11 protein-coding genes are annotated in these 13,140 nt (G+C 62.1%); 1 reads left to right on the plus strand and 10 read right to left on the minus strand.

Translation table 11 applies throughout. The features are described from left to right. Positions 1-258, plus strand: a 258-nt coding sequence (locus tag IGS55_RS18550; protein ID WP_230518730.1) for a carbohydrate porin, incomplete at its 5' end; no start/stop codon positions are given. A gap of 109 nt (positions 259-367) precedes the next feature. Here the strand turns inward: IGS55_RS18550 and IGS55_RS18555 are convergent. The 10 genes from IGS55_RS18555 to IGS55_RS18605 form a co-directional block, all read right to left on the minus strand. Continuing rightward, on the minus strand, positions 368-2,722 hold the full coding sequence (locus IGS55_RS18555; RefSeq protein ID WP_329958172.1) for a chitinase C-terminal domain-containing protein: 2,355 nt from the start codon (positions 2,720-2,722) through the stop codon (positions 368-370). A 103-nt stretch (positions 2,723-2,825) separates the two neighbouring features. Next, a complete protein-coding gene (locus IGS55_RS18565; protein WP_230519536.1) occupies positions 2,826-4,271 on the minus strand; it encodes a glycoside hydrolase family 19 protein in 1,446 nt (481 codons plus the stop codon). A 300-nt stretch (positions 4,272-4,571) separates the two neighbouring features. Next, a complete protein-coding gene (gene sorB, locus IGS55_RS18570) occupies positions 4,572-5,186 on the minus strand; it encodes a SorB family sulfite dehydrogenase c-type cytochrome subunit (protein ID WP_230519535.1) in 615 nt (204 codons plus the stop codon). 10 nt (positions 5,187-5,196) lie between these two features. Beyond that, the gene (sorA, locus tag IGS55_RS18575; RefSeq protein ID WP_230519534.1) at positions 5,197-6,423 is read right to left on the minus strand and encodes a SorA family sulfite dehydrogenase catalytic subunit; all 1,227 of its coding nucleotides are present in this window, start codon (positions 6,421-6,423) and stop codon (positions 5,197-5,199) included. Beyond that, positions 6,416-7,843 carry an amino acid permease gene (locus IGS55_RS18580; protein WP_139090989.1) on the minus strand — a complete coding sequence of 476 codons (1,428 nt, stop codon included), beginning with the start codon at positions 7,841-7,843 and terminating at the stop codon, positions 6,416-6,418. The genes sorA and IGS55_RS18580 overlap by 8 nt, the downstream gene beginning before the upstream one ends. A gap of 416 nt (positions 7,844-8,259) precedes the next feature. Next, entirely contained in the window at positions 8,260-9,054 is a 795-nt protein-coding gene (locus IGS55_RS18585; RefSeq protein ID WP_051959683.1) for an ABC transporter permease subunit, read from the minus strand. 79 nt (positions 9,055-9,133) lie between these two features. Further along, positions 9,134-9,949 carry a taurine ABC transporter ATP-binding protein gene (locus tag IGS55_RS18590; protein WP_230519537.1) on the minus strand — a complete coding sequence of 272 codons (816 nt, stop codon included), beginning with the start codon at positions 9,947-9,949 and terminating at the stop codon, positions 9,134-9,136. 84 nt (positions 9,950-10,033) lie between these two features. Next, complete coding sequence (tauA, locus tag IGS55_RS18595; protein ID WP_230519533.1) at positions 10,034-11,083, minus strand: taurine ABC transporter substrate-binding protein; 1,050 nt, start codon at positions 11,081-11,083, stop codon at positions 10,034-10,036. Positions 11,084-11,197: 114 nt separating this feature from the next. After that, positions 11,198-12,637, minus strand: coding sequence for an NAD(P)/FAD-dependent oxidoreductase (locus tag IGS55_RS18600; protein WP_230519532.1), 1,440 nt, complete (start codon positions 12,635-12,637; stop codon positions 11,198-11,200). Between the two features lie 25 nt (positions 12,638-12,662). After that, the gene (locus IGS55_RS18605; protein WP_230519531.1) at positions 12,663-13,079 is read right to left on the minus strand and encodes a nuclear transport factor 2 family protein; all 417 of its coding nucleotides are present in this window, start codon (positions 13,077-13,079) and stop codon (positions 12,663-12,665) included. Between the last annotated feature and the right edge of the window lie 61 nt (positions 13,080-13,140).

The raw sequence follows: 13,140 nt of genomic DNA on the forward strand, positions 1-13,140 counted from the left end.
GTGGGCGAACTGGGCACGGACCGCGTGACGCAATCGGGCGGCCAGCCGGCCAAGCGCCTGACCAAGCTGACCATCGCGCCGACGATCTCGGCCGGCCCTGGCCTGTGGTCGCGTCCTGAACTGCGCGCTTTCGTGACCTACGGCAAATGGAACGATGCGGCCACCGCCTCGGTCAATGCGTCGAACAACGGCGGCCCGATCTACAACAACAATACCAGCGGCACGTCGTATGGCTTCCAGGTAGAGACGTGGTTTTAAGCTGAAACAACCCAGAAGCAAAGGCTGGGGTCAGACCCGACGGGTCTGACCCCGAAAAAAGGGCGGAACCTCGGTTCCGCCCTTTTCTGTTTAGCCTGCCGGATTCAACTTACGGCAATGCCACCGGCAGTTCCGGGTACTCCTGCGTCAACGCATACTTGGTGCCGCCCACGGTAACCGTGTAATTGGCCGGCCCCGAGATCGGCAAGCGGTAGTTCAGGGTCAGCGCCACGGAGCCGCCCGGCGCCAGCGATTGCCAGGCGGGAATCGCAAAGCGGGCCCGGTTGTAGTTCTTCGTGAAGCCGCCAATATTGTTCGGCCCCGTGTAGCCGGCATTGATCACCGTCAAGCCGAAGCCGGACTGGTCGCTCATGTCCGATGGCGCCGACACGGGATAGTCGAATTCCACCACGGTGCCGCCCGGCAAGGTCGACGCCGTGTTGTTCTTCACCGTCATCACCGGGTTGATGGGGAAGTTGCTGTCGCCCAGCTTCCAGCCGCCCAAGGTGATGCTGACGTTGGCCGCCGTGCCCGGCATGGCGATTTCGGCGCGCTTGTTGCCATACGCGCCAGCCGTGCGGAAGGCCTGGTACAGCACGTCCGTCAAGGTGGTGCCCATGAAGTACTCGCCCTTGCCGCCATTGCGCGTGGCATCCCAGGCATAGTCGCCCGCCATTTCCCAGATCATCACGCCGCCGATATTGTTGTTGACGATGTACTGGGCCTTGGCCGCGATCGACTGCGTGGTTTCCGTGGAAATGAACACTTTCTTGGTCGCATTCCACAGCCACGGCGCCACCATGGTGCTGCTGTAATGCGGCACATAGGTGCCCACCAGCGCCTTGTCCGTGACTTTATAGGCATCGAGGTAGCTCGGCACGATACCGTTCTGCAAGTTCAGCGCATGCCAGATGGGATTGCCGCCGCCCGGCGTGGGTTTGCCCTGGGAATCGAGATCGAACCACACGTTGTCGATGCCCGTTGCGCCCGTGCCGCACGTCTTGGTGCCGGCGCAGGTGACCGTGGAACTGATCAGCGGCGTCGTGCCCCACAGGCCGTTGGTGCCGCCAGTCACATCCTTCCAGCCCCGCGTGTAGAACGGCACCCCGATATTGATGCGTCCCGCCTGCATGGCGCCCCGGTAGTAGCGGTAAGCCCAGTCCGTGTTCAGATAGCCGATGTTCTGGAACTGATAGGCATTGCCGGCCCGCAGTTCACCATCGTTGCCGTCGTCAAACAGCGCCGCGTTCGGTCCCACGTACTGGTTCCACGCGCCGTGCAAGTCGTAGCTCATCAGGCTGGCGTAATCGAGATATTTCAATCCCGACATATTTTCCTCGCCCCGCAAGACCCAGCCCGAAGCGGAGCCGGCGATGGTCAGCAGATAGTATTTATTGTCCTGCACGGCCGCTTCGTCGAGCTTCTGGCGCAGCACTTTCAGCAGCAGGTTGTAGCTCGTCATCAAGCCGGCCAGGCGCGGCTTCGAGACGGCGAAGTCGTTCGGATTGCCCGCTTCATTGTTGGTGGTCGGATGCTCGTAATCGACGTCGACGCCATCGAAGAAGTTGTACTGGCGCACGAAGGCCACCATGGAATCGGCCAGGGTGTTGATGCCGGCCGTGTTGATGCTGCCGTCCGCGTTCGTCGTGGCCGTGTAGAAGCCGCCGCTGCCGGCCCAGCCACCCACGGAAATCATCAGTTTCACGCCTGGATACTTCTTCTTGTATTGCGACAGCAAGTTGAAGTGGCCCTTGTACGGCAAAGACGGGTCCATGGCCGCGGCCGGCACGTTCGGCCACGTCAGGCCCGTATCGGGATTGGCGGCGCCGCTGCCGATGGCGATTTTCGATGTTGCCGGATCGACGGTGGCGAACGCATAGTTCAAGTGGGTGATCTTGTCCCACGGCAGGTTATTCACCAGATACGTTGGGCTGCCATCGACGCCCGTGCGCCAGCTGGCAAAGTAGCCGACGATGCGCCGGTTCAAGCCATTGCCCAGCACTTCGCGGCCATTCGCGTCGTACACCTTGCAATACGGCACATTCGGCACGGCCGAAATCAGGCCGTCCGGACGGCAAGCCGTGGGCGTCGGCGTTGGCGTTGGCGTTGGCGTTGGCGTTGGCGTCGGTGTCGGTGTCGGTGTCGGCGTCGGTGTCGGCGTCGGTGTCGGGGTTGGTGTCGGCGTTGGTGTCGGCGTTGGCGTCGTATCCATCACGGCCCAGGGGCCCCACTGGTCGGTGGCGCTGGGGACATTGCCCTGCGTCCACCACTTGGCCTTGTAGGTGACACCCTGGTAAAGCACGCACTGGCCGCCCGTGTAGACGGTGGCGGCATCCCAGACGGCGCACGCTTCAACGGCGGCGAGCAAGGTGTTCGGGGTGGCGGTCGTACCGTCCTGGCCCCCGCCTCCGCAAGCGACGAGCACGCCGCTGAGCAGGGCCATCAATAATGCATTCGATTTCATGTTGTATTGGTCTCCGTTATGGTTTTACATCGAGAGCTGTTGCAGGCCCCTCGAGGGGCTCTTGTCAACTGTTATCCCTGGCTGGCTAGTCCGGCCTTTACTGCTACTGCAACTTCACATTCCAGTTGGCTTCCACGCATTTCACGTAGTTCCCCGCCAGCAGGGCGCTGTACGGGGTTTGATAGCTGACCAGCTGGCATTGGTTCTCGCCACCGGCGCTCCAGTTCTTTTCCCAATAGATGTTGTAGGAAGCGGAACTGGCCGGGGTGAAGCGCTGCATGTTGGCGCAAGACAATTGTTCTCCGGAATAATCCCAGCCCATGTCGGCGGCAAACTGCTTGTAGTAATCAATGCGGTTTTGCGCGGCCTGCTTTTCCGTGCCCTGCCCGCATTCGGCGTTGATGATCATGATGGTGGTGGCAAAGTTATTGCCCGCGCCAGCCGTCGTATCGGCCGCGTTCGGCACCCACGTGCCGTCAAGCACGTGCAGCATCGACGGTTTCGGCGGTTGCGGATAGACAAAGAAGAACGTGGCCGACGCCAGGTTCAGCCACGTCGAAGCCACCAGGTCCGGGTTCTTCAGCAGCACGGACTGGTCGCCGTCATGCATGGCTTGCGAGAAGGGACCGTAGTTGTAGTTGTACGACAGCTGCTTGGCGCCGCGGCCGAAATATTTCTTGAAGCTGCCGTCGGCATTCTTGCCGCAGGTCCACACCTTGTTGAAGACGGGGTCGGCGCACTCGACGTTGTAGCCGCAGCCGGCGCCCGTCTCGTCGCAGCCCAGCTCGCGCAAATACTTCAAGCCCTGGCGCCATTGCGGCAGCGGGCTGCTGGCGTTATGGTCGCCCGTTTCCTGCACGAAGTGGGCGAACATGGTGGCAAGGCTGTGGCGGCAGATGGCGTCCGCATTGCGCCCGTCGCTGTAGTCGTCGCACACGGCGGGGAACTTGGCCACGGCTTGCAGGAAGCGCTGATACGTATAGCTGGCGTCGCGCGCGGCAAAATAGTAATCCCACTTCGCCGCCGGCAGCAGGCGCTCGACCCGCTTGACGTTGAGCGGATTGCTGGCCAGGCCCGGCTGCACGGCCTCGACTGCCGTATTGCCCAGGGTGCGGATCGACGCCTTGACCTTGCGGAAGAAATCGTTGTTCGTCAGCGCCGCCTCGTTCGCCTCGGCCTGGGCCTTGGTGGGCACGCCTGGCGTGGGCGTGGGCGTGGGTGTTGGGGTCGGTGTCGGAGTGGGCGTCGGGGTGGGCGTCGGGGTGGGAGTGCTGCTATCGAGGCTCCACGGTCCCCACTGGTCGTTGTTCGGCGCCGTGCCCTGCACCCACCATTTGGCCCGATACACCTTGCCGTCGTAGACGGCGCACTGGCCCGCCGTGTAGACGGCGCTGGCGCTCCAGGCCGCGCAGCTGTCGCTGGCGGCCGTGGCGGCCAGCATGGTCGATGGGGGTTCGGTGGTGGAATTGCCGCCGCAAGCGAGCAGCGCGCTGCCCAGCAGGCCAGCCATCAAAGGCGAGGCCAGCCGGCTAATTTGCCGTGTCTTCACAATGTCTCCTGAACGTTATACGAAAACTATCGAAGTAGCTTTTTTATGTTGTACGTAAAGAAAGCACAGCGAAGCGTCGGCTTTCTGCACAGAGAATGCGACGCCCTAAATTGGTAGTCAAGTGGTTTTATATAACGGTGTTTTTTACAGTACCAGTGCATGTGAGCGCTGCATTGGCAAGCGATGCGGCGGCGAATGGGACAGGTAAAAAAAAGCCCGCTGCGCAATGGCAGCGGGCAATACCGCGCAGGATGGGTGGCGGCAAGTGGTATTAAGGGTTGCCGCGCGTCCGGGCCGAACTTATCGGTTCAGCACGTACTTCGCCAGGGCCGCCGCGTCGGCTGCACTGAGCTGGCTGAACGGCGGCATGGGCACGGGCCCCCATTTGCCGGAACCGCCACTGCGGATGTTGGCCGCCACGGCGGCGGCTCCGTCCTTGCCCTTGTACCTGGCCGCCACTTCCGCAAAGCCGGGGCCGACCACTTTCTGGTCAAGCGCATGGCAAGCCATGCAGCCGTTCGCCGCCAGCAAGGTTTTGACATCCTTGCCGCTGGCGGCCGGGACAGCGACTGCCACGGGTTTGGCGATGGCCGCGCCCGTTGCTGCGGCGCCCCGCTCCACGCCATAGGTTTTCACCAGGTAATCGACCATGGCCGGCACGTCCGCGTCGTCAAACTGGGCGCCAAACGGCTTTTTCATCTTCTTGACGGTCGCTTCCCAGTAGGCGCGCGGCGAAGCGGGCGGCTGGCTCGATGCATACTGGGCCGCGTGGCACGTCATGCAATTGCGCTGCACCAGCTGGTAGCCGGGCAATTCGCTGGCTTTGTAGGTCGCCGTTTCCGGCGGCAAATGGATTTCCAGCGCGCACGCGCCGCCCGCCGCCGACAGTGCCAGCGCGGCAAACAAGATCTTCATATAGTTCTCCTCAGACTGCCTGGATGCGCGTGGTTTCCACCACGTTGCGCATATAACCCATGGGATTCCACAGGGCTTTCATGGGCTGGCTCTGGCCGATGCGGTTGACGGCGCGCACCATCAGCACGTGCTTGCCCTTGCGTGGCGCCTTCATGACCATCGTCCATTCGCGGAACGAAAAGCGTCCCAGGTCCTTGCCCAGCTTCGCCTCCTGCCAGGTCTGGCCGCCGTCCACCGACACGGCCACCTCGCCGATGCCCTGGCCGCCGTCAAAAGCGATGCCGCGCAGAGCCAGGTCGCGCCCCGCTTTCACTTGCGCGCCATCGTGCACGCTGGTAATGAAGGAGCGCACGTTGAGGCGGCTGATCGGCGTCGTCTTGCCCACGGGCGTGCCCGGTTCGATGAAGCCGGTGCCGTTGTCGGGGATGCGGTAGCCCGTGCTCATCCAGAAGCCGTCGAAGGGCTTGTCGAGCACCGTGATGTCGCTCAAGTGTTTGACCCAGTAAGTGCCGTAATAGCCGGGCACGATCAGGCGCAGCGGGTAGCCGTTAAGGAAAGGAATATCCTCGCCATTCATGGCCCAGGCCAGCATCACGTCGCCGGCCATGATGTGCTCGACGGACAAGGCTTTTTGAAAGTCGGGACCGTCGCCCACGGGTGGCGTTTCCAGGCCATTGAAGGCGACCTGCACGGCACTGGCCGCGATACCGGCCTTTTCCAGCACGGTTTTCAGGGGGATGCCCGTCCAGCGGGCATTGCCCATGGCGCCATTGCCCAGCTGCCCGCCATTGGCGCGCGGGGAAAAGAAACCACGGCTGTTGCCCGAACATTGGGTCACGGCCACCACATCGACGGGCTCGGCCAGCTGCTTCAGTTCGGCCAGCGACAGCTCGAGCGGCGTTTTGACAAGGCCGGCGATGCGCAGCCGGTAGCTGCCGCCGTCTATGCTGGCGGGCAAGCCGCTCCAGTGGTAGCGCACGAAGAACGCGTCATTGGGCGTGATCGCACCCTCGCTGAAGACGCTGAACGGCGTTTCCAGCTGGGGCGGGCGGCTGGTCAGCAGGATCAGCGGGCGCTTTTGCGGGAAAGCCACCAGTTCGCGCTCGCCATTTTCAAACGGCAAGGTGACGGAGGCGGACTCCGCCAGGCTCGGCCCCGCCACAGCGGCGGCGCCCAGGGCGGCCGTCGTGCGCAGGAAGCGGCGCCGGCCTGCGGGCAGCAAGGTCGTGTCAGACATGCTTGAGCTCCACTTTGGCTTCGTTGTCGCCGTTGCGGTCGTCGTTGACGAGCTTCTTGATGTAGTACATGACGCTCAGGATGACCACGCTCAACAGGCCGAACCAGAACGACACGCGCTGCTCCGTATCGGACGACACGCTCATGGCGCCGAGGATCACCAGCATGGCGAAGATGGTGAAATACGTCAGGTAGGGGAACAGCCACATGCGCACCTTGATGCGTTCCGGGCATTCGCGCTCGAGGCGGCGGCGCAAACGCAATTGAGATATCGCAATGAGCAGGTAGACGAACAGGATCAGGATGCCGTAGGAATTGACGATGAAGGGGAACACGAGGTCGGCCGACACATACGATACGGCAATGGCGAAATAGGCGAACAAGGTGCTGAACAAAATGGCGCGGATCGGCACGCCGTTCTTGCTCAGCTTGACCAGGCCCGTGGGCGCATCGCCGCGGCGCGTCAGCGCGAAGATCATGCGCGACGAGGCGTACAGACTGGAATTGAGGGCCGACAGCACGGCCGTCAAAATGATGGCGTTCATGATGTGGGCCGCGTACGGGATGTTCATGACGGTCAGGGCGCTGACGAAGGGGGTGGCGATGGCTGGCGAATCCCATGGCACGATGCAGACGACGACAAACATGGAACCGACATAGAACATCAGCACGCGTGTGATGACGGAATTGGTGGCACGGGCGATGGCCTTGGCCGGGTCCGACGTTTCGGCGGCGGCGATGGTGACGATCTCGGCACCCGAATAAAAGGCCGTGGCGGCGACGGCGCCACTGAGCACGGGGCCCCAGCCGTGGGGCATGAAGCCGCCGTTGCTGGTCAAAAAGCCCAGGGTCGGGATGCTGTTGGGCAAGCTACCCGTGATGAACAGGGCACCGACGAACAGGAAGACGATGATGGCGACCACCTTGATCGAGGCGAACCAGAATTCGAATTCGCCGAACGCCTTGACCGAGAACAGGTTGAGGATGGTCATCGAGACGAGCAGCACCAGGCTGATCGACCACGACGGCACGTCGGGCAGCCAGAAGTTGACGAGCTTGGCGCCGGCGATGGCTTCCAGCGCCACGACGACGACCCAGAAATACCAGTACATCCAGCCGCTCATGAAGCCGAGGAATTTCGAGACCTTCGGCTTGTCGTCGAAGGCCAGGCGCGCGTATTCATAAAAGGAGCCGACCACGGGCAAGGACGAAGCCAGTTCTCCCAGCATGCGCATGATCAGGACGACCAGGCCGCCCGTGAGCAGGAAGGATAGGATGGCGGCCGGGCCGGCGGCCTTGGCGATGACGCCGCTGCCGACAAAGAGGCCGGCGCCGATCACGCCGCCAATGGCGATCATGCTCATGTGGCGTTGCTTCAGCGAGTGCTGCAAGCCTGTATTGTTGTGGTTGTCGCTAATCATGTTTGTCTCCTGTTAAAACACCTGACAACGCCTACTGCGCGTCGCGATTTGCGGCCTCCGATGCTCACTGTGCATCCGCACAGCTCCGCTTCTCAGCCACAACTCACTGCCGCTCGCTACGGCGATTGTCATGTGTTGTCAATATCTGAAGCTCGGTGCGCCCTGGCCTGCTGCGGCATGTTTCTGCCGCGCGGCTTTGTTTTATTTAGGCAACACCGTCAAGCAGCATCGATACATCATCAAATCAGTCTGGTTGGCTGCATGCCATAAGTCAATCTGGAAATGCAGCGGCCCGGCGCGGTCGCCAAGGGGCAAGCGCGCTGGAGAGTAAGTACGGGGTATTGCTGAGTTATTGCTGCTTAGAAAATGGGAGCGGCGGCAACACTTGTGGCGTAAGCGCCACTCCCGGGAACGTCTTACACCTTGCCCTTCCATGGCACGAGGGTACGTTCGAGGTAACGCATCATCAAATCAAACAGGAACGCGAAGAAGCCGATCACGATAATGCCCATGATCACCACATCGCTGGCCAGGAACTCGGAAGCGCTGAGTACCATGTAGCCGAGGCCGCGCGTGGCCGCCACCATTTCGCCGGCCACCAGGGTGGTCCAGCCCACGCCGATGCCGATACGCATGCCGGTAAGGATTTCCGGAATCGCGGCCCGCAAAATCACGTGCACGATGACCTGGAAACGGGTAGCGCCCATCGAGTACGCCGCGTGGATTTGCTCCAGCGACACGGAGCTGACGCCGGCGCGGGCCGCGATGGCCATCGGCGCGAAGATGGCCAGGAAGATCAGGTAGACCTTCGAAAATTCGCCGATGCCGAACCAGATGATGACCAGTGGCAAGTAAGCGAGCGGCGGCAGCGGACGGTAGAACTCGATCAAGGGATCGAAGATGCCGCGTGCCACGCGGTTGACGCCCATCATCACGCCGATGGGAATGGCGAACAGGCAGGCCAGGCCAAAGGCGCCGAATACACGCACCAGACTGGCGACGGTGTGTTCCCACAAGGTGGCGCCGCCGAAACCGGTGGTCGCCGCCATGATGAATTTTTCATAGACGGCTTGCGGCGACGGCAGGAACAGCGGTTTGACCATGCCGCTGGCCGTCACGCCGAACCACAACAGCAATACAGCGATGACGGTGACGGTGGCGATGCGGCTGGAATTGCCCTGCCCCGGCGCGCCGAACGCTTCGCCTGGCATGGCGCAGCGGGGAGCGAACAGGCGGCCAAAGAAGCCGGCGCGCTTGGCGTTGGCGGGAGGAAATCCCACGGCGGATGGGCTATGCATGGGACACCTCCAGCTCTTTATTGACAGCGCGCTCGTCGCCATAAATGATGTTGAGCACCGTTTCGCGCATCTTGATGAAGTCCGGGCTCGATTTCACGGCGCGCGCATCACGGCATTCGAGGAAGCGCTTGTTGAAATCGAGTTCATACGTGTGCGTGATGCGGCCCGGACGGGGCGACATGACGATCAGCCGGTTCGCCAGGAACAGCGCCTCGTCGACGCTGTGGGTAATGAAGAAAAACATGGTGCTGGACTTGGCCCAGATATCGAGCAGCAATTCCTGGATGGTTTCGCGCGTCAGCGCATCGAGCGCGGCCATCGGTTCATCCATCAGCAGCATGGCGGGATTGCTGGTCAGGGCGCGGGCGATGCCCACCCGTTGCTGCATGCCGCCCGACAATTGATAAATCATATTGTCCTGAAAGTCCTTCAAGCCGACCAGCGCCAGGTTCTTCGCCGCCTGTTCGCGCCGCACGGCTTTCGCCACGCCTTGCAGCTTCAAGCCGAATTCCACGTTTTCCATCACGTTCAGCCACGGCAGCAAGGCATGTTTCTGGAACACGACGCCACGGTCGGCGCCCGGCCCTTCCACCTTGTTGCTGCCCAACATGATTTCGCCCTTGGATGGGGCGATAAAGCCCGCCATCAGGCTCAGCAAGGTGGTCTTGCCGCAGCCGGAGGCGCCGAGCGCGACGACGAAATCGCCGCTATTGATGGTGAGATTGATATTATTTAAGGCATGTACGCGTTCACCGGCCGTCTTGCCCGGATAAATCACGCTGACATCCTTGACGTAGAGATTTTCCATCATGTGCCCCGCATAGGTGTAGTCACTTCAGTTCAACGCATTCTGTTCAGTCAGCGCGCCCGCAGGCGCGCCATCGCACAACGTTTACTTCAGCAGGCCGGCGGCCTGTGCATACCTGGGTGTCACATACTTGGCGTAATCGGTAGCCAGGGTGTCGATCTTGCCTTCGCCCTTCAAAAATTGCGCCGTGGCCAGCAAGGCTTGCGCCACGCCGCCCTTGGCGCCGCCACCGAGCCAGGCCGGCGACGCCTGCTCCTGCAGCGATGGGTAGGCGTACAGGGCCACGGAAGCGGCCACGTCCTTGGCGGCCGCGCCCGAATGCTTGACGTTGGCCTTCACTTGCGGCGAATCGATGGTCCACGCCTTCGGATTGGCGCGGTAGTCGGCGTCGGCAGCGGCCATCACCTTGACGAACTTGGCCATGAAGTCGGCGTTCGCCTCGCCCCACGCGCGCTCGACGGCCATGCCGTCAAACGTGGCCTTGCCCTTCTTGCTCAGTTCGCCGGACGTGACGAGGACCTTGCCGTTTTGCTTGAGCTTGCTCAAGGCCGGGTCCCACACGAAGGCGGCATCGATGTCGCCCCGCTCCCAGGCGGCGGCGATCTGGTTCGGCTGCATGTTGAGCAGTTTCACTTCCGTCGGCTTGATGCCCCACGTTTCCAGCGCAAACATGGTGTGGAAGTGCGTGGTGGACACGAAAGGCACGGCGATCTTCTTGCCGCGCAAGTCCGTGGGCTTGGTGATGCCGGCGCCATTGCGGGCCACCATCGCTTCCGCTTCATTGATGTCGTCGATGATCCAGAACAGCTGCAAATCGACACCGCGGCTGACGGCCGCCGTCAAGGGGCTGGAACCGATGACGCCGATCTGCACGTCGCCGGACGCCATGCCCGTGGCTACCTTGGCGCCCGAGTCGAACTTGCGCCAGTTGATTTTATAGCCGGTGGTTTTTTCCACTTCGCCGCTGGCGATCGCCACGAGGAAGGGACCGTTGATTTCCTGGTAGGCAATCGTCACTTCCTTGCTTTGCGCGAAGGCGGTACCGCTGGAAGCCAGGGCGGCGCACAGTACCAGGGTGCCGAGGACGGCGCGGCGCATCGTTGAAAAACCTGTTTTGCTCGTATTAGTGTTCATGTCTCACTCCAAGTTATTGTTATGTGTGAACGTTCGGGCAATAACATCCTTGCGGATGGCGCCGCTGGCCGGTCTATGCCAGCTCATGCGACGACTTGAACTGCAGTGCTGCTTTTAGAAAACTTCATCTTTCAGGTGATACCAGCGGTACAGGAAGCGCTGGCCCAGGCGGCGGAACGGGGCGAACGCTTGCGACTCGACCAGTTCCATCATGTTTGGGTACGGCAATTTCGAATTGAAGATCGGCAAGCCCGTGTCGCTGGCCTTGCCCGCGATGCGCTCGGCCATGCGCCGGCCCGCCTGGGCCGAGTACATGACGCCGTTACCGCCGTAACCGAGCGAATAGAAGATCGATTGCTTCGGGTCCGGTTGCACGATGCGCGGCATCATGTCGTGGCTGACGTCGACCCAGCCCCACCATGAATAATCGATGGCGATACCGGTCAGCGCGGGGAACTTGCGGTGCAGATCGTTGATCAAAAACTGTTTGTATTTGTCGTCCGGCGCGTCGGCGCCCGTGATGGCGCTGCGGCTGCCGATCTGCACGCGGTTGTCCGGCATCAGGCGGTAGTAGTGGCGCAGAATGCGCGTATCGGTGATCACCTGGTGGGTGCGGAAGTTGCACGCCTCGATTTCCGCCGGGGTCAACGGACGCGTGACGAGCGAGTTCGACAGAATCGGCAGCAGGCGGTTCTTCACTTGCGGATGCAGATGGGGCGAGGTGTAGCCGCCCGTGGCCACGGCCACGGAACGGGCACGCACCACGCCGCCCGGCGTTTGCAGATAATGCACGCCGTTGCGCGTTTCCCAGCCCATCACGGGGCTGGACGGGTGTACCTTGGCGCCCAGCGCACGGGCCTTGCGCAGGTAGCCGAAGGCCAGCTTACCCGCGTGGATACCGATGCCTTCCGGCTCGTGCAGCGCGCCGGCCGCTTCCTTGTCGTCGACGAATTCGCGCTTGACGGTGTCGGCGTCGAGGATGCGCGCGTCGTACTTGAAGATCTCGCGCATGATCTTGGCTTCTTTTTCCAGCGCGGGCATGGCTTTCGCCTTGTGGGCGATATACAGATGGCCACCCGGCTGCGGCTCGCAGTCGATGTCGGCCGTGATCTTCTTGAACGTTTCCATCGCGTCGCACACTTCCGCGTGCAGTTTCAGGGCCGTGTCCATGCCGTAGCGGGCGATCCACTGCGAGCGTTTCAGGCGGCCCGTCGTGCATTGCGCCTGGCCGCCGTTGCGCGTGCTGCAACCCCAGCTGACCCGGTTCGCTTCCAGCACGGTCGCCTTGATGCCATGTTCCTGGGCCAGGAAGATGGCGCAGGAGAGACCGGTAAAACCCGAGCCGATGATGGCCACGTCGACGTCGATGTCATGCGTGATGGGACCGTCGTCGGCGGGCGGTTCGCCGGCCGTGCCGATCCAGTAGGTGGGCGCGTAGGCATTGCCGTGGCCGGGGCGCTGGGCCACCAGCGGATCGTAGGCGGGATCGTAGGACGTGCGGGCGGCGGTGCTGGTGCCCAATACGTCAGATGGGGTGTCGACAGGTTTGTTCATGATCATTCCTGGTGAACGTACTGGCTCAGGCTTTGGCAGCCGTGACGACGGGTGGGCGATCCTTGCGGAAGGCATTCTTCACGGCGATCTTGCCGTCGCGGAAAGTGAAGATGTCGACCATGCGCGCTTCGATGCGCGTGCCGTCCGCCTTGGTGCCGGCAAACGTCGATTCCGTTACGCCGCGCTCGCCGCTGACGAAATGCACGGGATTGAGCCAGGCGGCGTCGGGGAAAGTTTGCCAGGCCAGTTCGAAGCCGGCGCGCACGGCGTCGCGGCCGATAAAACTCTTGCCCAGCAAGTCAGGGCCGGCCACGGCATGGAATTCGCAATCGTCGGCCATGGCGGCCATCAGGGCCTCGATATCGTGGCGGTTCCAGGCATCGCCGAACGCTTGCAGGAAGTCGGTGGTGACGGCGTCGGTGTGCGGTACAGGGTGGTTCATGGTGGTCTCCGTAAATCGTTTTTGATACGCTACGTTCCGTTTTTTGTCTTTTATTGAATTT

The sequence above is a fragment of the Janthinobacterium sp. EB271-G4-3-2 genome (genome assembly GCF_020858035.1).
GTDB classification, from domain to species: domain Bacteria; phylum Pseudomonadota; class Gammaproteobacteria; order Burkholderiales; family Burkholderiaceae_D; genus Janthinobacterium; species Janthinobacterium aestuarii.

Excerpts from the sequence above, each read along its gene's own strand:
- sorB (WP_230519535.1), bottom strand. The coding sequence starts at position 5,186 with ATGAAGATCTTGTTTGCCGCGCTGGCACTGTCGGCGGCGGGCGGCGCG.
- IGS55_RS18600 (WP_230519532.1), bottom strand. The coding sequence starts at position 12,637 with ATGAACAAACCTGTCGACACCCCATCTGACGTATTGGGCACCAGCACC.
- tauA (WP_230519533.1), bottom strand. The coding sequence starts at position 11,083 with ATGAACACTAATACGAGCAAAACAGGTTTTTCAACGATGCGCCGCGCC.
- IGS55_RS18585 (WP_051959683.1), bottom strand. The coding sequence starts at position 9,054 with ATGCCAGGCGAAGCGTTCGGCGCGCCGGGGCAGGGCAATTCCAGCCGC.
- IGS55_RS18605 (WP_230519531.1), bottom strand. The coding sequence starts at position 13,079 with ATGAACCACCCTGTACCGCACACCGACGCCGTCACCACCGACTTCCTG.
- IGS55_RS18590 (WP_230519537.1), bottom strand. The coding sequence starts at position 9,949 with ATGGAAAATCTCTACGTCAAGGATGTCAGCGTGATTTATCCGGGCAAG.
- sorA (WP_230519534.1), bottom strand. The coding sequence starts at position 6,423 with ATGTCTGACACGACCTTGCTGCCCGCAGGCCGGCGCCGCTTCCTGCGC.
- IGS55_RS18555 (WP_329958172.1), bottom strand. The coding sequence starts at position 2,722 with ATGAAATCGAATGCATTATTGATGGCCCTGCTCAGCGGCGTGCTCGTC.
- IGS55_RS18580 (WP_139090989.1), bottom strand. The coding sequence starts at position 7,843 with ATGATTAGCGACAACCACAACAATACAGGCTTGCAGCACTCGCTGAAG.